Annotated in this window: 17 protein-coding genes; 4 read left to right on the top strand and 13 right to left on the bottom strand. The window is 64.4% G+C overall.

Translation table 11 applies throughout. From position 1 onward, the window contains the following. Nucleotides 1-8 precede the first annotated feature (8 nt). The 4 genes from Q0687_RS19305 to Q0687_RS19320 form a co-directional block, all read right to left on the bottom strand. Nucleotides 9-668 carry a sulfite oxidase-like oxidoreductase gene (locus Q0687_RS19305; RefSeq protein WP_298879889.1) on the bottom strand — a complete coding sequence of 220 codons (660 nt, stop codon included), beginning with the start codon at nucleotides 666-668 and terminating at the stop codon, nucleotides 9-11. Between the two features lie 17 nt (nucleotides 669-685). Beyond that, complete coding sequence (locus Q0687_RS19310; protein WP_298879891.1) at nucleotides 686-2,008, bottom strand: MFS transporter; 1,323 nt, start codon at nucleotides 2,006-2,008, stop codon at nucleotides 686-688. Nucleotides 2,009-2,041: 33 nt separating this feature from the next. Continuing rightward, entirely contained in the window at nucleotides 2,042-3,262 is a 1,221-nt protein-coding gene (locus Q0687_RS19315; RefSeq protein WP_298879893.1) for a cytochrome P450, read from the bottom strand. A gap of 75 nt (nucleotides 3,263-3,337) precedes the next feature. Further along, nucleotides 3,338-3,547, bottom strand: a complete 210-nt coding sequence (locus Q0687_RS19320; RefSeq protein ID WP_035710743.1) for a ferredoxin — start codon at nucleotides 3,545-3,547, stop codon at nucleotides 3,338-3,340. 156 nt (nucleotides 3,548-3,703) lie between these two features. Here Q0687_RS19320 and Q0687_RS19325 point away from each other — a divergent pair, with 156 nt between their 5' ends. Beyond that, nucleotides 3,704-4,351, top strand: a complete 648-nt coding sequence (locus Q0687_RS19325; RefSeq protein WP_298879899.1) for a TetR/AcrR family transcriptional regulator — start codon at nucleotides 3,704-3,706, stop codon at nucleotides 4,349-4,351. On the opposite strand, the gene Q0687_RS19330 is transcribed toward Q0687_RS19325, so the two are convergent. The 4 genes from Q0687_RS19330 to Q0687_RS19345 all read right to left on the bottom strand — a co-directional run bounded on the left by Q0687_RS19330 (nucleotide 4,348) and on the right by Q0687_RS19345 (nucleotide 8,396). Further along, a complete protein-coding gene (locus Q0687_RS19330; RefSeq protein ID WP_298879901.1) occupies nucleotides 4,348-4,998 on the bottom strand; it encodes an aspartate/glutamate racemase family protein in 651 nt (216 codons plus the stop codon). The genes Q0687_RS19325 and Q0687_RS19330 overlap by 4 nt on opposite strands. Before the next feature lie 146 nt (nucleotides 4,999-5,144). After that, nucleotides 5,145-6,158, bottom strand: a complete 1,014-nt coding sequence (locus tag Q0687_RS19335; protein ID WP_298879903.1) for an amino acid ABC transporter substrate-binding protein — start codon at nucleotides 6,156-6,158, stop codon at nucleotides 5,145-5,147. A gap of 12 nt (nucleotides 6,159-6,170) precedes the next feature. Next, entirely contained in the window at nucleotides 6,171-7,520 is a 1,350-nt protein-coding gene (locus tag Q0687_RS19340) for an aspartate aminotransferase family protein (protein ID WP_298879905.1), read from the bottom strand. Nucleotides 7,521-7,523: 3 nt separating this feature from the next. After that, entirely contained in the window at nucleotides 7,524-8,396 is an 873-nt protein-coding gene (locus Q0687_RS19345) for a MurR/RpiR family transcriptional regulator (RefSeq protein ID WP_298879908.1), read from the bottom strand. A gap of 87 nt (nucleotides 8,397-8,483) precedes the next feature. Between Q0687_RS19345 and Q0687_RS19350 the strand changes: the two genes are divergently transcribed. Next, nucleotides 8,484-9,671 carry an ABC transporter permease subunit gene (locus Q0687_RS19350; protein ID WP_298879911.1) on the top strand — a complete coding sequence of 396 codons (1,188 nt, stop codon included), beginning with the start codon at nucleotides 8,484-8,486 and terminating at the stop codon, nucleotides 9,669-9,671. A gap of 2 nt (nucleotides 9,672-9,673) precedes the next feature. Further along, entirely contained in the window at nucleotides 9,674-10,780 is a 1,107-nt protein-coding gene (locus Q0687_RS19355; RefSeq protein WP_298879914.1) for an amino acid ABC transporter permease, read from the top strand. Nucleotides 10,781-10,943: 163 nt separating this feature from the next. On the opposite strand, the gene Q0687_RS19360 is transcribed toward Q0687_RS19355, so the two are convergent. Together Q0687_RS19360 and Q0687_RS19365 are read right to left on the bottom strand one after the other, a co-directional pair. Continuing rightward, nucleotides 10,944-12,362, bottom strand: a complete 1,419-nt coding sequence (locus Q0687_RS19360) for an amidase family protein (protein WP_298879917.1) — start codon at nucleotides 12,360-12,362, stop codon at nucleotides 10,944-10,946. Between the two features lie 118 nt (nucleotides 12,363-12,480). After that, nucleotides 12,481-13,257, bottom strand: a complete 777-nt coding sequence (locus tag Q0687_RS19365) for an SDR family oxidoreductase (protein WP_298879920.1) — start codon at nucleotides 13,255-13,257, stop codon at nucleotides 12,481-12,483. Between the two features lie 156 nt (nucleotides 13,258-13,413). Here Q0687_RS19365 and Q0687_RS19370 point away from each other — a divergent pair, with 156 nt between their 5' ends. Then, nucleotides 13,414-14,487 carry a tartrate dehydrogenase gene (locus Q0687_RS19370; RefSeq protein ID WP_298879922.1) on the top strand — a complete coding sequence of 358 codons (1,074 nt, stop codon included), beginning with the start codon at nucleotides 13,414-13,416 and terminating at the stop codon, nucleotides 14,485-14,487. Nucleotides 14,488-14,691: 204 nt separating this feature from the next. On the opposite strand, the gene Q0687_RS19375 is transcribed toward Q0687_RS19370, so the two are convergent. The 3 genes from Q0687_RS19375 to Q0687_RS19385 are packed head-to-tail and all read right to left on the bottom strand — an operon-like array spanning nucleotide 14,692 to nucleotide 17,951. After that, the gene (locus Q0687_RS19375) at nucleotides 14,692-15,765 is read right to left on the bottom strand and encodes a malate/lactate/ureidoglycolate dehydrogenase (RefSeq protein ID WP_298879924.1); all 1,074 of its coding nucleotides are present in this window, start codon (nucleotides 15,763-15,765) and stop codon (nucleotides 14,692-14,694) included. A gap of 11 nt (nucleotides 15,766-15,776) precedes the next feature. Next, nucleotides 15,777-16,688, bottom strand: coding sequence for an NAD(P)-dependent oxidoreductase (locus tag Q0687_RS19380; RefSeq protein WP_298879926.1), 912 nt, complete (start codon nucleotides 16,686-16,688; stop codon nucleotides 15,777-15,779). A 12-nt stretch (nucleotides 16,689-16,700) separates the two neighbouring features. Further along, nucleotides 16,701-17,951, bottom strand: a complete 1,251-nt coding sequence (locus tag Q0687_RS19385; protein ID WP_298879929.1) for a Zn-dependent hydrolase — start codon at nucleotides 17,949-17,951, stop codon at nucleotides 16,701-16,703. Between the last annotated feature and the right edge of the window lie 80 nt (nucleotides 17,952-18,031).

Below are 18,031 nucleotides of genomic sequence, written 5' to 3' on the forward strand. Positions count from 1 at the left end.
GTTCGAGTCTAGTCCCCTGAATAGCGTTGCTCGGCCCAGGGATCGCCGCGGCTATGATAGCCGCGAACTTCCCAAAACCCGGGCGCGTCCTCAGTCACGAATTCGATGGCCTGCAGCCATTTTGCGCTCTTCCAGAAATAGAGATGCGGCACGACGAGCCTGACAGGGCCGCCATGCTCGTCCGACAGCGGTTGGCCGGACCAGCTATGGGCGAGCAAGGCATCCTCGGCGGCAAAGTCCTCCAGCGCGAGGTTGGTGGTGTAGCCGTCATAGGAATGCAGCACCACGAAGTGCGCATCGTCGCGCGGCTGGCAGGCCGCCAGCAGCTCACGCGTCGCGAGCCCTTCCCACTGATTGTCGTAGCGCGACCAGGTCGTGACGCAATGAATGTCGGAGATGAACTGCGCCTGCTTCTGCGCGGCGAATTCGGCATATGTCCAGAATATGGGAGTCTCGACCGCGCCGTAGACGTCGAGCCGCCAACGCTCGCGCGACACCGGCGGCATCACGCCGAGATCGAGCACCGGCCAGTCCTTGGTCAGGTGCTGGCCCGGCGGCAGCCGCTGGTCCTCGGGGCGCGTGACCTTGCCGGTGAGGAAGCGGCCCTCGCGCGCCCATTTCTCCTTGGTGCGCGTCAGCTTGCTGTCGGATGGCGTTTCGTCGGCCATGATCTGCTCGAAGTCGGCTACTGGTGGCGATGCATCGCGGATTCACGCTTGGTGTCGCGCATGGTGGAATAGATGATCAGCGACAGGAAGATGACACTGGCGAGATAATAGTAGAACCACTGCTCATGCCCGATCGTCTTGAAATAAAGCGCGATGGCCGGCGCCGTGCCGCCGAAGATCGAGACGGTGATCGCATAGGGCAGGCCGACGCCCAGCGCGCGGACATTGGTCGGGAACAGCTCGGCCTTCACCACGGCGTTGATCGAGGTATAACCGGCAACGAACAGCCAGGCGCAGCAGATCAGGATGAAGGCCATGAAGGGCGATTTGGTCTCCTTCAGCGTCATCAGCAGCGGCACGGTCGCGAGCGTGCCGGCGACGCCGAAGAAGATCAGCAGCGGCTTGCGCCCGATCTTGTCGGAGATCGCGCCATAGATCGGCTGCAGGATGGTCGCGAAGATCAGCGTGCCGAAAATCACGAAGGTGGTCTGGTCCTCGGTCAGGCCCACCGAGAGCTTGACGAATGTCTGCATATAGGTGGTGAAGGTGTAGAACGCGGCGGTGCCGCCGGCGGTGAGGCCGACCACGAGCAGCAACTCGCGCGGATAGCGCAGCAGATTGGTGATCGACCCTGATGGTTTCACCACCTTCTTGGCTTCCTCGAAGGCTTCGGTCTCGTGCAGATTGCGCCGCATCACCGCGGCAAAGATCGCGAGTGCCGCACCGATCGCAAACGGAATGCGCCAGCCCCAGGCCTTCAGCTCATCGGGTGTGAGGAAGACCTTTTGCAGGAGCAGCAGCACGATGATCGCAGTCAGCTGGCCGCCGATCAGCGTGACGTACTGGAAGCTCGAATAGAAGCCGCGGTGCTTGGGATCGGCGACCTCGCTCAGATAAGTGGCGCTGGCGCCGTATTCGCCACCCAAGCTCAGGCCCTCGATGACGCGGGCGAGCGCCAGGATGACAGGCGCAGCGAAGCCGATCGTGGCATAGGTCGGCGTCAGCGCGATGATCAGCGAGCCGAAGCACATGAACACGACCGACAGGGTCAGCGAGATGCGGCGGCCGTAATGGTCGGCAAGGTAACCGAAGAACCAGCCGCCCAAGGGGCGCATCAGGAAGGTCGCCGCGAAGATCACGGCGGCGTTCAATTGTTGCACCACGGGATCGTTGCCGGGGAAGAAGGCCGGGGCGAAATAGAGCGCAAACGCCGTATAGGCGTAGAAGTCGTACCACTCGACGAGATTGCCGATGGAGCCGATGAAGATCGCCTTGATCCGCCGCTCGGCGTCGGCGATGTCGAAATGGTCGGAGGCCGGTTGGGTTAGTTGTTCTGTCACGTCCGGCCTCCCAGAAATCCATTGTCTGGGTGCCTACATCGCCTTTCCGAGCAGAAATGGCAACTGGCGGGGTCCGCGCACCGTGCCCTGCGACCAGGTCACGGTCCCGGCAGGATCGAGGGCGAAGTCCGGAATCCGCTTCAGCCATTCCTCGAGCGCAACCTGCATCTCCATCCGCGCCAGGTTGGAACCGACGCAGCGGTGGATGCCGAGGCCGAAGGCGGCATGGCGGTTCTCCCGGCGATCGATCACGACCTTGTCGGCATCCGGAAACATCTTGGGGTCCCGGTTGGCGGCCGGGAACGACAGCAGCACCATGTTGCCCGCCTTGACCGGACAGCCCGAAACCGTGGTTTCCTTGACCACCTCGCGCGCCATCGTCACAGGCGAATAGGCGCGCAGCAACTCCTCCACGGCGGTGGGAATCAGCTCCGGCTCGGCGATCAACCGCTCGCGGTCTACCGGCGTCCGGGCGAGATGCCACAGTGAGGAGCCGATCGCGCTCCACGTGGTGTCGATGCCGGCGATCAGAAGCAGCCGCAGCGAGCCCAGCACGTGCGACTCTTCCAGCGGCTGGCCTTCCTTGTCCTTGGCATTCATCAGATAGGAGATGAGGTCGTCGGTCGGCTTCGACCTGCGCTCTTCGATATGTGTCCTGAAATAGGCGCTCATCTCCTGAACCGCCTGGAGCAGCTTGGTCTCGTCCTTGATGCCGAGCTCCAGGATCATGTGGATCCAGGTGATGAACAGGTCGCTGTCGCTTTCGGGAATGCCGAGCATGTGGGCAATGGCCCGAACCGGGATGTACTTGCTGTAGCGCGCCGCAGCGTCGACCCTGCCGTCGGCGATGAAGCCGTCGATCAGCTCGTTGCAGATCGCCCGCATCCGCGGTTCCAGCTTCTTCATCGCATCCGGCGTGAAGGGCGGCAGCAGCAATTGCTTGGCCGGCTTGTGCACGGGCGGATCCGACGTGATCGGCGGGGCTGCGTTTCTGGCAACCTCGGGCCGGACATCGCGAACGATGATGCGGCGCGAGGAGAAATGCTCGGTGTCGTTGGCGATCTCGCGCACCGCCTCATAGGTCGTCGGCATGTAGCAGCCGAGAAAGCGCTCCGTGTGCACGAGCGGGCTCGCGGCGCGCAGCTCCTCCCAGATTGGAAACGGATCCTCCGTCCATTGCGGATCGGTGTGGTCGAAGTCGTTGACCCAGTCGGTCACGGGCGGATGAGCGGCGGGCTGGCTCACGTCGGACATCGGAAAAATCCCTTAGATATCGCTTGGGGTTCGTGTTCGCTGAAGGTACGCAAGGCGTGAGCGGGCAGGGCCGCGCTACTCCTCGATCACATCGATCGCGATTTCCGGGCAATTGGATTTGGCAAGCCAGGCCTTGTCTTCGAGGCCAGGCGGAACGGTGCCGTCGCCGACCTCGTGGGCGTTGCCGTATTCGTCGAGCTCGAACAATTCAGGCGCCAGCGCCTTGCAGCGTGCATGCCCCTGGCATTTGTCGGGATCGACGTGAACTTTCAGTCGTTCTGCCATTGCGGCTCCCTTGGTCTTATCCGCGAAGCCCGAAGGGCAGCGCGCGTTCCTCTTGTCAAATTTGTCCGCGGCATTTGCCGCTCATTCTAAGTTATATGCTATTACATTCGCGACAGGCTTCCCCTGTCAAGCGCAAACTTATAGGCTCGCCTGAACATGCGATCACAACTCGCCCGCAAGCCCGAGAATACATACCACCATGGCGATCTCCGTGACGCCCTGATCAAGGCCGCGTTGCGCGAGGCGGAGCAGGGCGGGGCGGAAGCGATCAGCATCAAGGCCCTGGCAAAGCAGCTCGGCGTCTCGCAGCCGGCGCCCTACCGCCATTTTGCGGACCGCGAGGCGTTGCTGACCGCAACGACGGCAGAGGCGTTCCGGCAGTTCACCACGATGTTGCGCGAAGCCATGACGAAGGCCTCGAAGCAATCGAAATTGTCCCGGCTGGCGCAGGCAACGCTCGACTTCGGCCTGCGCCGCAATGGTGTCTATCGCTTGATGTTCGCGTCCCGGACCGTCTCATGCGCCGCCAAGGGCAGTGAGCTGCATGAGGCCACGCGGGAAACTTTTGCGCTGGTGATCGAAGCGCTGGAGGCGCCCGCGGTCGGCTATTTGCGCGAGCGGCAGGCGCTCAAGATCTGGGCGGCGCTGCACGGCGTGGTGATGCTGGCCGAGCAGGGCCTGTTCACCGGCGAGGCGGCGCATGCCACGCGCGAGGAGCTGGTCGAAGATTTCGTCAACGAGACGAAGGCCGCGCTCGCGGTCGCGATCAAGGACGCGCGGCGCCAGAAAAAGGCCGGCGCCTAGGTTTTCGCTTTCAGCAGTCGCATCAACTTTTCGACCGCACTGTCCGGCGTTGTCACGACCGGGCGTCCCGTGGCTTCCGCGACCTGCGGCGCCGTTGCCGCGATGCTGAATTGGGCGAGCGCAATGACGTCGCAATCGCGCAGGTCTTTTGAGGCCTCGACAATTAGCCGGTCATGTGTGGCGCGGTCACCGCGATCGAGTGCGGCCAGCGCGCCTTCGGCGAGCTTCGGCACGATCTGGACGGAGGCCGGGAACTCCGGAGGCATCGACACCAGCGTCGGCGGGAAGGTGGAGAGCAGGCCGATGCGTTTGCCCATTGTCACCGCTCGCTCGATCATGGCTTCGTTCGGTTTCAGCACCGGCATCGGCGCGTGCGCCCGCGCGACGGCCCCGATGCAGGGGCCGAAGGCCGAGCAGGTGAAAAGGATCGCGTCCGCCCCGGTCGCTGCGGCGTAGTCGCCAAGGGCAAGAAAGCGCTCGGTCATGGCGTCGTTGAGCTTGCCGTCACGCGCCAGATCCGCCGACAGACTGTCGTCGAGCAGGTTCATCAGCCGCGCCTCCGGCCACGCCGCCGCGAACGCCGCCTCGATCGGCGCGATGGAGTGCTTGAGGGCGTGGATCAGGGCGATGCGAGGGGGTGTCGTCATGGAAGGGATTACCTGGGTCTCGTGCCCCGGACGCAGCGCAATGCATAGTATTGCGCTGCAGAGCCGGGGCCCATTCGTGATTGCTGGGTCCCGGCTCTGCGGAGCAAGCGTTTCACGCTGCACCGCGTCCGGGACACGAGAGATTTTTACTTGAACGGCACGGCGTACATCAAGCCGCCCTTGGTCCAGAGGCCGTTGAGGCCGCGCTCGAGCTTGAGTGGGCTCGCCTTGCCGACGTTGCGCTCGTAGATCTCACCGTAATTGCCGGTGGCCTTGAGCACTGTGACCAGCCATTTGTTGTCCAGCCCGAGTCGCGAGCCCAGGTCGCCGGAGACGCCGAGCAGCCGCTGGATGGCGGGCGTCTGCGACTTCGTCATTTCGTCGACATTGGCCTGGGTCACGCCGAGCTCCTCGGCTTCGATCAGGCCATAATGCAGCCAGGTGACGATATCGCTCCAGACCTCGTCACCGTTGCGGGTGAAGGGACCTAGCGGCTCCTTGCTGATGGTCTGCGGCAGCACGACGTAATCGGCCGGGTTCGGCGCCGCAGTGGTCACGGCACCGGCGAGCGCCGAGGCATCCTGGGTCATGGCGTCGCAGCGGCCGCCGAAGAAGGTCTGGTACATGGTGTCGACGCGGTCGAACACCAGCGGCTTCCAGTCGATGCCATTGGCGCGGCCGTAATCGCCGAGCGTGACCTCGTGCGTGGTGCCTTGCGCCACGCAAACGGTGGCGCCCTTGAGGTCCTTCAGCTCCTTCACGCCGAGGTCCTTCTTCACGACGAAGCCCTGGCCGTCGTAGAAGTTGATCGGTCCCTGACGGAGGCCCAGCGTGACGCCGCGCAGATATGTCTGCGTCGAGTTGCGGTAGAGCACGTCGATCTCGCCGGACTGCAGCGCCGTGAAGCGGTTCTGCGCCGTCAGCGAGACGTAGCGCACCTTGTTGGGATCGCCGAGCACGCCGGCCGCGAGCGCGCGGCAATAGTCGACGTCGAGGCCCTTGTAATTGCCCTGCGAGTCCGGCGCCGAGAAGCCGGCAAAGCCGGCGCTGACGCCGCACACCAGCGCGCCTCGGCTCTTGACCTGGTCAAGCGTCGCCGCCGACGCAGCAACTGTCGATGCGGCGAGCACGCCCGCTGCGATAACCAATTTCCTCATCATGCTACTCTCCCCTCAGTGATTGACACTACGCAACACGACGTCGACGGCCGTGCCGAGCTTGTCGACGATCTGATCGATCTCATTTGCCGAAGCGATATAGGGCGGTGCCAGCAGCACATGGTCGCCACGGACGCCGTCCACGGCGCCGCCGCCGGGATAGCATCCGAGCCCGTTGGCGAAGGCTTCCGCCTTGATCTTCTGGTTGAGCTTGAGCGCCGGATCGAACGACGTACGGCTGGCGCGGTCGGCGACCAGCTCGATCGCCCAGAACAGGCCGCGGCCCCTGATGTCGCCGACATGGCGATGATTGCCGAAGCGCTCGGTGAGCCGCTGCTCGAGCTGCTTGCCGCGCTGCTTGACTTGCTCGAGCAGATTGTCCTCGCGGATCACGTTCTGCACGGCAAGCGCTGCGGCGCAGGCGAGGGGATGCGCCAGATAGGTATGTCCATGCTGGAAAGCCCCGCTTCCCGCACGAATGGTGTCGATGATCCCTCCACTCGCGAGCATCGCACCGATCGGCTGGTAGCCGCCACCGAGACCTTTTGCGATCGCCTGGATGTCGGGCGCGACGCCTTCCTGCTCCCAGGCATGCGTGGTGCCGGTGCGGCCCATGCCGCACATGACCTCGTCGAGAATGAGCAACGCGCCGTGCCGGTCGCAGATCTCGCGCATCGCCTTGAAGTAGCCGTCCGGCGCCGTCACCGCGCCGGCAGTGGCGCCGACAACGGGCTCGGCAAGGAATGCGGCAACCGTGTTGGGGCCAAGCCGCTGAAACTCGGCTTCGAGCTCCGCGGCGAGGCGAGCCACGAATTGCGCATCGGATTCATCATCATGCTTCTCGTGATAGGCAAAGGCCGGCGTGACATGGCTGAAGGCGGCCGAGAGCAGCGGCGCGTAGGGCGCGCGGCGCCACGCATTGCCGCCGGCGGCGAGCGCGCCGAGCGTGTTGCCGTGATAGCTCTGCCGCCGCGCGATGAAATGCTGCCGCTGCGGCTCACCGCGCTCGATGAAGTATTGCCGCGCGAGCTTGATGCTGGCCTCGATCGCCTCCGATCCGCCACTGACGAAATAGGCATAGGCGAGGCCACCGGGCTCATGGCCAACCAGCGTCTCGGCGAGCGCCTCGGCTGGTTCCGAGGAGAAGAAGGAGGTGTGCGCATAAGCCAGGGTCGAGGCCTGCTTCACTATTGCCGCGATCACGCGCGGATGCTGATGGCCGAGGCAGGACACTGCCGCGCCGCCCGAGGCGTCGATCACGCGCCGCCCGTCCTCGGCAAAGAGATAGACGCCTTCGCCACCGATTGCCTTGGGCGGCATCTCGCGCAGCGAGCGGTGCAGCACGCGGCTGGTGCGGGTGCTCATGGATCAACCCTTCTCTGAGACATAGGTGGCGGCCGCAGCGAGCCGGGCCTCGGTATTTTCCAGGCGTTTCTTGGCGGCCGTGCCGCCGAGCGAGAACGTGACCGCGGCCAGCGATTGCGCAATCGCGAGCGCGCCGGTGAGGCTTGGGAAGAAGCCCGGCGAGGAAGCCGCCTCGAACAGCAGGACGTGGTCGGCGCCTTCGGCCATGGGCGCGGCCACGCTGTCCGCGATCGCGATCAGCGTCGCGCTGGCGTGATAGGCGGCCTGTGCAACGCGGACGCTGGCGTGGGTATAGGGACTGAAGCCGATCACGATCACGGCCTCGCCGGGGCGGATAGCGCCGAGATCGAGATCGTCGGGGCCGGAGGCGCCGACGATCTGCACCTGTTCGGGACGGAACAGTCGGAGCTCGTAGTTGAGCAATTCCGCGACGCTGCGGCAGCTGCGATAACCGGCGATCCAGGTCCGCTTTGCATCATACAGCGCGCGGGCCGCATCCGCGATCGCGTGGGCGGAGATGCGCGGCAAGCCCGCGGCTTCGGCCTCGAGCTTGTCGGTGATGAGTGCGACATCGGCGTCGGGACCGTGGCGGCGGCTCTTGGCGCGGGCCGAGAAGGGCGAGGCCTGGGACGGCCGTCGCGCCTCGGTCAGCGCGGCGCGCAATTCGTCCCAACCGGAATAGCCGATTGCCTTGGCAAGCCGCGTAAACGCGGCGGGATCGGCGCCGGCCTCCGCCGCGAGATCCCGCATCGAGCGGGTGGTGGCGTCGTAATCATTGGCCGCGACGAAACGTCCAACCTCCTGCAGGCGCAGGGGGAGCGATGGCAACGCAATGCGCAGTTCGCTCAAAGGCGAGGATTTCGCTGATACGGCCATGAAACATTTGTTGCACGGATACTATTTTGGTGCAACAGTTGATGCGCGCTGCCGGAAATCGCTGTTTTCAGGAAGGATTTTTGTGCTGTGACCTCAGATGATCCCAGGCCGCCGCCGCGCCGCGGCTTTTTCGGCGCGCTTGGGCCGAACGAGTTGAAGGGCCTGTTCTGGCAGGTGCTGGTGGTCGGCATTGCCGTCGCCGTCGTCGTCTTCCTCTGGTCCAACACCGTCACCAACCTCACGGCCCGCCGCATCACGACCGGCTTTGCCTTTCTCGGCCGCGAGGCCAGCATGCCGATTGCCGACAGCCTGCTCGCCTATAACCCGAGGGACAGCTACCTCTGGGCCTTCGTCGTCGGCGTTGCCAACACCCTGCGCGTCGCGGTGATCGGCATCGTGCTTGCGACCATTCTGGGGACGCTGATCGGCGTCTCGAGGCTGTCGGCGAACTGGCTGCTGTCGCGGCTTGCAGCCGTCTATGTCGAAGTCCTGCGCGACATCCCGCTGCTGCTTCAGCTGCTGTTCTGGTACGTTATGATGCAGGCGTTGCCAGCGGCGCGCGCGGCGTGGCGGCCGGTCGAAGGTGTGTTCCTGTCCAATCGCGGCCTGATCCTGCCGGCGATCCCAATCGGCGTGACGCAGCTCTGGGTGCTCGGCACGGCCGTGCTTGGCTTCGTTGCATTCCTTGTCATCAGGCGATGGCTGGTCAGCCAGCAGATGCGTGATGGCAAGCCGCGGCCGGCGTGGCCCTTCGCGCTCGGTCTGATTGTCGTGCTGCCAGCAGCGGTGTCGCTACTGCTCGACGTGTCCTGGACGATCGAATGGCCTCAGTTGCGCGGCTTCAACTTCGTCGGGGGGCTGACGTTGGCGCCGGAATATTTCGCGCTGCTGGTCGCGCTCGTCACCTACACCTCGGCCTTCATCGCCGAGATCGTGCGCAGCGGCATCCAGTCGGTGCCGCGCGGGCAGTGGGATGCCGCCAGTGCGCTCGGCCTGCGCCGCAGCTTTATGCTGCGGCAGATCATCCTGCCGCAGGCCTTGCGCGTGATCGTGCCGCCGATGACGAGCCAGTATCTCAATTTGACCAAGAACTCTTCGCTCTCGGTCGCGATCGGCTACCAGGACGTGGTCTCGGTCGCCAACACCACGCTGAACCAGACCGGTCAGGCAATCGAGGTGATCTCGCTGATCATGGCGGTCTTCCTCACCATCAGCCTTGGCATCAGCTTCTTCATGAACTGGTACAATGCGCGCCTCGCGCTGGCGGAGCGCTGAGCATGACCGCGATCACCGACATGCCCGACCTGCCGCGTGCCAGCCGCCGTCCGCAAATCGGCAACCCGGTGCTGCGCTGGCTCCGCACCAACCTGTTCTCGTCGATTCCCAACGGCATCCTGACAATCGTCCTGCTGGCGGTGCTGGCCAAGGGCGTGATCGGCTTCGTGCAATGGGGCATTGCCAACGCGGTCTGGCTCACGCCGGCCAATGATTCCAGCGCTTGCAAGGCGGTGCGCGGCCTGGGTGCCTGCTGGGCGATCATCCCGGAGAAGTATCGCTTCATCCTGTTCGGGACCTATCCCTTCGACGAGCAATGGCGTCCGGCGCTGGCGGTGCTGCTGTTCATCACGCTGTACTCTCTCTCGACCCGCCGCGCGCTGTGGCGACGCGAGCTCGCCTTCCTCTGGATCGGCGCGCTCGCGCTGATCAGCGTGCTGATGTGGGGTGGCGTGTTCGGCCTGTCGTTCGTCTCGCAGGACCGTTGGGGCGGCCTGCCTGTGACGCTGATCCTGGCGACATTCGGACTGGCATTCGGGTTTCCGCTCGGCATTTTGGTCGCGCTCGGCCGGCGCTCGAAGCTGCCGGCGATCCGCTCGCTGTCGGTGCTCTATGTCGAATTGATCCGCGGCGTGCCGTTGGTCAGCCTGCTGTTTATGGCGAGCGTGATGTTTCCGCTGTTCATGCCCGCGGGATTCAACATCGACAAGCTGCTGCGCGCGCAGATCGCGATCATCCTGTTCGCGGGCGCTTATCTTGCCGAAGTGATCCGTGGCGGTCTCCAGGCCGTGCCGCGCGGGCAGTATGAGGCCGCCGACGCGCTCGGGCTGTCCTATTGGCGCAAGCACCGGCTGGTGGTGTTGCCGCAGGCGATCCGTCACGTGATCCCGCCGCTGGTCAACACCTTCATCGCGTTCTTCAAGGACACCAGCCTGGTGCTGATCATCGGCATCTTCGACCTCTTGACCACGGCCAAGACCGCGATCATCGATCCGGCCTGGCAGCAGTTTTCGGTCGAGGTCTATATCTTCGTCGCCGCGATCTATTTCGTCTTCTGCTTCGCGATGTCGCGCTACAGCCGCAGCCTGGAGGCGACGAGCGGGAGGTGATCTTTCTTAATCTCGCCCCGCTTGCGGGGAGAGCTCGACACGCGAAGCGTGGCGGGTGAGGGGGTACAGGTCCGTCGGGAATCTCGCGTGGGGAGAGAGGCCCCTCACCCCAGCCCTCTCCCCGCAAGAGCGGGGCGAGGGAGCGCACCGAGTGCGCGACGCCCTACGCCTTCACCTTGGGATCAATCGGCGTCTGTCCGCGCAGGCCCAGAATATCCTCAAGCACCTTGGCGCCGGCGATCACCTGCGCATCGGCGCGCGGGGCGCCGACGACCTGCACACCCACCGGCAAGCCAGAGGCGGTGAAGCCGCAAGGCAGCGATAGCGACGGGCAGCAGGCCAGCGTGATGGCGTAGACGATGCCGAGCCATTCGACGTAATTGTCGAACCGCTTGCCGGCGCATTCGGCGACATAGCGATTCTCGATCGGGAAGGGCGGCACGATCGTGGTCGGCGTCAACAGCAGGTCGTACGTCTTGAAGAACTCGATGGCGCGCGCGGTCATGCCGACACGCTGCGCTTCGGCGCGTGCGAGCTGATCGACCGTCAGCTTGAGGCCTTCCTCGATGTTCCAGATCACCTCGGGCTTGAGCAGGTCGCGCTTGGTGCGCAGCAGGTTGGCCTTGGTGATCGCGAAGTCGAAGGCGCGCAGCACATGGAAGCACTCATGCGCCTCGCGCCAATCCGGATGCGCCTCCTCGACGATCGCGCCGGCCTCCGCGAAACGTTCGGCGGCCTTCTGCGTGATTGCCTTCACTTCGGGATCGACCGGGGTGATGCCGAGATTGGGCGAATAGGCGATGCGCTTCGGCTTCCTGCTTGATTGTGCCGCCGACAGGAACGAGGTCGCAGGCGTCGGCAGCGACAGCGGATCCTCCGCATGGTCGCCGCTCATGGCGTCCAGCAGCAGCGCGAGATCCTCGACATTGCGGGCCATCGGGCCGACGACGCCGAGATTGCGATCGATGCCCGACTTGGGCGTATGCGCGACGCGGCCGATGCTCGGCCGCATGCCGACCACGCCGCAGAAGGAAGCGGGGCTGCGTAAGGAACCGCCCATGTCGGAGCCCTGGGCGAGCCAGGCCATGCCGGTCGCAAGCGCCACCGCGGCGCCGCCAGACGAGCCGGCCGCCGACTTCGAAACATCCCAGGGATTGAGCGTCGCACCGAACACCTCGTTGAAGGTGTTGGCACCGGCGCCGAATTCCGGCGTGTTGGATTTGGCATAGACCACCGCGCCATTGGCTTCGAGATTCTCGACCATGAGGTCTGAGGTCGCGGGGATATTGTCCTTGAAGATCGGCGAGCCCTGGGTGTTCAGCACGCCTGCGACATCAGTCAGATCCTTGATCGGCACCGGCAGGCCGGCAAGCAGCCCGCGCGCGCCGGCCGGCTTCTGCATCAGCGCTCTTGCGTGGGTCCGCGCGCGATCGAAGCACAGGGTGGGGAGCGCATTGACCTTGCCGTCGACCTCCTTGACGCGCTTCTCCACCACGTCAAGCAGCTCGAGTGGAGAGACATCGCCTGAGCGCAGCTTATCGACGACAGTGCAGGCGGTTTCGCGGATCAGGTCTTGAGACAATTAATTTACTCCCGTGCTAATCGTGTTCGTCATTGCGAGCGCAGCGAAGCAATCCAGTCTGTCACTGCGAATGCATTCCTGGATTGCTTCGCTGCGCTCGCAATGACGTGAATAGAATCTAACCCCAGCCGGCGCTGATGCCGCCGTCGACCGTATAGATCACGCCCGACGTATAGCCCGCGCGATCCGACGCCAGGAACGCCATGAGGTCGCCGATCTCGCGCGCATGCGCAGGCCGGCCGAGTGGCAGGCCCTTCTGGAATTCCTTGTAACGATTCTCATCGCCGAACTGGTGCTTGGCCCGTGTCTTCAGCAGGGTGACGTGGCGGTCGGTGCCGACGGGGCCCGGGTTGATGCCGACCACGCGGATATTGTCGGCAAGGCTCTTGCCTCCGAGCGCGCGGGTAAAGGCCATCAGCGCGGCATTGCCGGCGCTGCCGCAGATGTAATTGGCGTCGAACTTCTCGCCGGCCGCACCGATGTCGTTGACGATGACGCCGCCGCCTCTGGCTTTCATCTGCGCGTAGACCTGCCGCGTCAGGTTGATATAGCCGAACACTTTCAATTCCCAGGCGTGGCGCCATGTGGCTTCGTCGATCTTGTCGATGGAGCCGCCGGGGATATCGCCGGCATTGTTGACGAGCACGTCGATGTCGGCGGCGTCCTTGGCGAGCCGGGCGACGTCCTCGGCCTTGCGCAGATCCACGACGCTGGTCGTGGCGTCGATCTGATGCGCGGAGCGCAGGCGGTCGGCCAGCGCCTTGAGCTGATCGGCGCTGCGGGCAGCGAGCAGGAGGTTTGCGCCTTCCTCGGCAAACGCCTCGGCGGCGGCGGCGCCAATGCCCTTGGACGCGCCGGTGATCAGGACGCGCTTGCCACGCAGATGCAGATCCATGAGGGGTACTCGCGGAAGAGGAACAAGGATGAAATCAGTAGGCGCTCGTTTGCGCCATGGTCAACATTGCAGTGCAGCGTTGCACTGCTGCCGACTTTGGTCCATTGCAGTGCGGTCAAAAGGCGGCGCCTGCAGGACCAACCAAGGACGTTCTCGATGAGCAAGAAGCAATACCGGATCGCAGTCATTCCCGGCGACGGCATCGGCAAGGAAGTGATGCCCGAGGGCCTGCGCGTTCTGGAGGCCGCGGCCAAGAAGCACGGCGTGTCGCTGCATTTCGATCACTACGACTTCTCGTCTTACGACTATTACGAGAAGCACGGCCAGATGATGCCCGATGACTGGAAAGAAAAGATCGGCAAGCACGACGCGATCTATTTCGGCGCGGTGGGCTGGCCGGCCAAGATTCCGGATCACGTCTCGCTGTGGGGTTCGCTGATCAAGTTTCGCCGCGAGTTCGACCAGTATGTGAATTTGCGCCCGGTGCGGTTGATGCCCGGCGTGCCGTCGCCGCTGGCCGGCCGCAAGCCCGGCGATATCGATTTCTGGGTGGTGCGCGAGAACACCGAGGGCGAATATTCCTCCGTCGGCGGCCGCATGTTCCCGGACACCGACCGCGAGTTTGTCACGCAGCAGACGGTGATGACCCGTACCGGCGTTGACCGCATCCTGAAATTCGCCTTCGAGCTCGCGCAGTCGCGGCCGAAGAAGCATCTGACCTCGGCGACCAAGTCGAACGGCATCTCCATCACCATGCCCTATTGGGACGAGCGCGTGGAGGCGATGGCCAAGAGATTTCCGGGCGTGAAGTGGGACAAGTACCACATCGACATTCTCACCGCGAACTTCGTGCTGCATCCGGACTGGTTCGACGTCGTGGTCGGCTCCAACCTGTTCGGCGACATCCTCTCCGACCTCGGCCCGGCCTGCACCGGCACCATCGGCATCGCGCCGTCTGGCAACATCAATCCCGAGGGCGATTTCCCCTCGGTGTTCGAGCCGGTGCACGGCTCGGCGCCTGACATCGCAGGGCAGGGCATCGCCAACCCGATCGGCATGATCTGGTCGGGCGCGATGATGTTCGAGCATCTCGGCGAGAAGGAAGCCGGCAAGTCGATCGTCGAGGCGATCGAGCGTACGCTGGCGGAGCGTACGTTGCGCACCAAGGATCTCGGTGGCAACGCCGACACGACGGCTTGCGGCAAGGCCGTTGCGGACATGGTGGACTAAGGCGAGCCCGCGCAACAGACTCCGGTGTCGTCCCGGCCTAGTGCGCAATTGCGCACGGGAGCCGGGACCCAAACGTCGCAGCCGTTGTTGTTGCGCGAGAAGGTCATTGCCTGTCTTCGCCAAACGCCTGCTGCGGCGTATGGGTCCCGGATCAGCGCTTCGCTTGTCCGGGACGACACCGTTTGTGATTGCTTCGTGCCGAGACTAGCCCGCGATCTTCTCGATCGCTGCCTGATCCAGGTCGAACTTCTTCCCGGCCTCGAGAATCTCCTGCCAGGTGGTCGGATCGACCGGGATGCCTTCGGCGAGGCGCTTCTTCCTGGTCTCACGCTCGGGCTCGCCGGCGATCTTCACCTTGTCGACGCCGGGTGCGGGGGGCGATCCTGTGTGCCAGGCAACGAAGCTTTCGACCTCGCGTGCCAGGTTTTCCGCAGTGCCGAGCTTGGTCGGATCGATGACGATCGAGAGCATGCCGTTGAGGACGTTGTACTTGCCGTCGGACGGGCCCTTGACCACCTGCCCGCCGGAAAGCGCGCCGCCGAGGATTTCGCACACCAGCGCCAGCCCCGAACCCTTGTGCTCGCCGAACGGCAGGATGGCGCCGTACGGCGGGATCACGGTGTAGCGCGGGTTGACGGTCGGCTTGCCCTCGTTGTCGATGATGGTGCCGGGCTCGAGCTCGACACCCTTGTTGTGGGCAACGCGGGTCTTGCCCTGTGCGATCCGGCTGGTGGCGAAGTCGAGCACGATCGGCTCCTTGCCCCTGCGCGGGATTCCGACGCAGAACGGGTTGGTGCCGTGGCGCGGATCGCTGCCGCCCCAGGGCGCCACGATCGGGCGCGAGATCACGTTGACGAAGTGGATCGAGACCAGCCCGTGGCCAATGCATTGCTCGGCCCAGTGGCCGATGCGGCCGATATGGTGCGAGTTGGAGAGGCCAACGAGGCACACGCCGTTGCTTTTGGCACGCTCGGCCGCCAGCTCCATCGCTTCATGGCCGATCACCTGACCATAGCCGGTGAGGCCGTCGAGGGTGAGAAGCGGACCGGTGTCGAGCACGATCTTGACGTGCGCGTTCACGGCGAGGCCGCCGTTCACGATGCTCTGGACATAGCGCGGGATCATGCCGACGCCGTGGGAGTCATGTCCCCTGAGATTGGCCTCGACCAGATTGGTGGAGACGAGCTCGGCTTCGCGGTCCGAGGAGCCGCCCGCCTTGACGATGGCGCGGATGGCATTGGTGAGCGGCTCTGCCTTGATGGTGCGATAGTCGGCCATTGTTGTTGCTCTTATCCCTTCACGATCCGGCGGCAATGAACCCACGCCGCTTCAATCAGGTTTTCACTCGCCTCGGGCGTACGGAACGCCGAATGCGCGGACAGCGTCACGTTCGGAATCCTGGTCAGCGGATGGTCTGCCGGCAGTGGCTCGATGTTGAAGACGTCGAGGCCGGCGTGACGGATATGACCGGACTTCAGCGCATCGATCATCGCCTGCTCGTCGACGATGGCGCCGCGCGCGGTGTTGATGAAGACGACGCCCGGCTTCATCTTTGCGATCTTTTCGCGCGTGATCATGCCTCGCGTTTCGTCATTGAGCAGCAGGTGCAGCGACACGACGTCGCTCCGCGCCAGCAGCGTGTCGAGATCGGTGAATTCGACGCCCGGATGGCTCTTGGGCGAGCGGTTCCAGGCGATCACCTTCATGCCGCTGCCGGATGCGATGCGCGCGACTTCGGCGGCGATGCCGCCAAAGCCGATCAGGCCGAGCGTCTTGCTGGTGAGCTGCATGCCGTCTTCGCGCAGCCAGTTGCCGGCGCGCATCTCGCGGTCCATCATCGCGATGACGCGGGCCGAGGCCCACATCAGCGCGATCGCGGATTCAGCCACGGCCGTATCGCCATAGCCCTTGATCAGGTGCACGGAGATGCCGAGCTCGGCGAGCTCCTCCGGGTTCATGTAGCTGCGTGCGCCGGTGCCGAGGAACACCACGTGCTTGAGGCCCGTGCACTTCCTGGCGACCTCGGTCGGAAGCGCCGTGTGGTCCACGATTGCGATTTCGGCGCCGTCGAGAATCTCAGGATATTGCTCGGGCTTGATATCGGGATCCCTGTGGATGCGAACCTTGGGATCACCAGATTTCTCAAGCCGCTCCATGATGACGGCGAGCGCCTCGTTGGCGTCGACGAAAACTCCGCGCATGGCTCTCTCCGATCAGGATGCGACGCCGGCGATCGCCAGCACGGTGTGCATCAGCACGTTGGTGCCCGCGGCGCAGTCGGGCTGCGTCGCGTCTTCCAGCTCGTTGTGGCTGATGCCGTCCTTGCAGGGCACGAACACCATCGCCGCCGGCATGACGGTGTTGAGGTTGCAGGCGTCGTGACCGGCGCCCGAGGTGATGCGGCGGGAGGAATAGCCGAGCGTCTTGGCTGCGTTTTCGACCGCTGCGATCAGCTTGGGATCGAAATGCGTCGGTGCCTTGCGCCAGACGAGATCGATCTTGACGTCAACCTTGCGGCGCGCGGCGATGTCCGCGATGGCTGCGCGTAGGTCGCGATCGAGCGCATCCATGATCGCGCCATCCGCGCTGCGGCAATCCATGGTGAAGGCGATCTCGCCGGGAATGACATTGCGCGAGGGATTCGCGATCACGGCTTCGCCGATGGTGCCAACCGCGTTCGGCCCATGCTTCTTCGCAATGGCTTCCATCGCCAGCACGATCTCCGACAGCGTCGCCAGCGCATCGCGCCGCAGCGGCATTGGGGTCGAGCCCGCATGGCTCTCGAAGCCGGAAATCTTGCCGTCGTACCACAGCACGCCCTGTCCGGAATCGACCACGCCGATGGTCTTGCCTTCAGCTTCGAGGATCGGTCCTTGCTCGATGTGCAACTCGACGAAGCAGCCGAGCTTCTGGAAGCCGACCGGCTTGTCGCCGCGATAGCCGATGCTGTCGAGCGCCTGGCCGACGGACGTGCCTTCGCTGTCCTTGCGGGAGAGGATATTGTCGGTGGTGAAATCGCCGACGTAAGCGGCGGAGGCCATCATCGCCGGCGCGAAGCGCGAGCCTTCTTCGTTGGTCCAGTTGACGATGCAGATCGGCGTTTCGGTCTCGATGCCGGCGTCGTTTAGCGTGCGTATCACTTCGAGCGCGCCGAGCGTGCCCAGAATGCCGTCATATTTGCCGCCGGTCGGCTGGGTGTCGAGGTGCGAGCCGATGCCGACGGGCAGTTTCGACATGTCGCGTCCCTTGCGCAAACCGAATTGCGAGCCGAGCGCGTCGGTGTGCACTTCGAGGCCGGCCTCCTCACAGGCCTTCCGGAACCAGTCACGCACCTGCTTGTCTTCGCTGCTCAAGGTCAGCCGCCGCACACCGCCTTTGGCGGTCGCGCCGAATTGCGCGGTCTCGTGGATGGAGCCCCAGAGGCGGGCGGAATCGATCTGCAGATTGGTCGCGGCTCGGCTCATTGCGTTCGATCCATGTCAGCTGTCATTCCGGGGCTCGCGAAGCGAGAACCCGGAATCTCGAGATTCCGGGTTCGGCTCTT

Source organism: uncultured Bradyrhizobium sp. (assembly GCF_936928535.1).
GTDB lineage: Bacteria > Pseudomonadota > Alphaproteobacteria > Rhizobiales > Xanthobacteraceae > Bradyrhizobium.

Coding starts and splice junctions, on each gene's coding strand:
- Q0687_RS19370 (WP_298879922.1), top strand. CDS start 13,414: ATGAGCAAGAAGCAATACCGGATCGCAGTCATTCCCGGCGACGGCATC.
- Q0687_RS19375 (WP_298879924.1), bottom strand. CDS start 15,765: ATGGCCGACTATCGCACCATCAAGGCAGAGCCGCTCACCAATGCCATC.
- Q0687_RS19345 (WP_298879908.1), bottom strand. CDS start 8,396: ATGGCCGTATCAGCGAAATCCTCGCCTTTGAGCGAACTGCGCATTGCG.
- Q0687_RS19335 (WP_298879903.1), bottom strand. CDS start 6,158: ATGATGAGGAAATTGGTTATCGCAGCGGGCGTGCTCGCCGCATCGACA.
- Q0687_RS19355 (WP_298879914.1), top strand. CDS start 9,674: ATGACCGCGATCACCGACATGCCCGACCTGCCGCGTGCCAGCCGCCGT.
- Q0687_RS19305 (WP_298879889.1), bottom strand. CDS start 668: ATGGCCGACGAAACGCCATCCGACAGCAAGCTGACGCGCACCAAGGAG.
- Q0687_RS19340 (WP_298879905.1), bottom strand. CDS start 7,520: ATGAGCACCCGCACCAGCCGCGTGCTGCACCGCTCGCTGCGCGAGATG.
- Q0687_RS19325 (WP_298879899.1), top strand. CDS start 3,704: ATGCGATCACAACTCGCCCGCAAGCCCGAGAATACATACCACCATGGC.
- Q0687_RS19380 (WP_298879926.1), bottom strand. CDS start 16,688: ATGCGCGGAGTTTTCGTCGACGCCAACGAGGCGCTCGCCGTCATCATG.
- Q0687_RS19365 (WP_298879920.1), bottom strand. CDS start 13,257: ATGGATCTGCATCTGCGTGGCAAGCGCGTCCTGATCACCGGCGCGTCC.
- Q0687_RS19320 (WP_035710743.1), bottom strand. CDS start 3,547: ATGGCAGAACGACTGAAAGTTCACGTCGATCCCGACAAATGCCAGGGG.
- Q0687_RS19330 (WP_298879901.1), bottom strand. CDS start 4,998: ATGACGACACCCCCTCGCATCGCCCTGATCCACGCCCTCAAGCACTCC.
- Q0687_RS19385 (WP_298879929.1), bottom strand. CDS start 17,951: ATGAGCCGAGCCGCGACCAATCTGCAGATCGATTCCGCCCGCCTCTGG.
- Q0687_RS19315 (WP_298879893.1), bottom strand. CDS start 3,262: ATGTCCGACGTGAGCCAGCCCGCCGCTCATCCGCCCGTGACCGACTGG.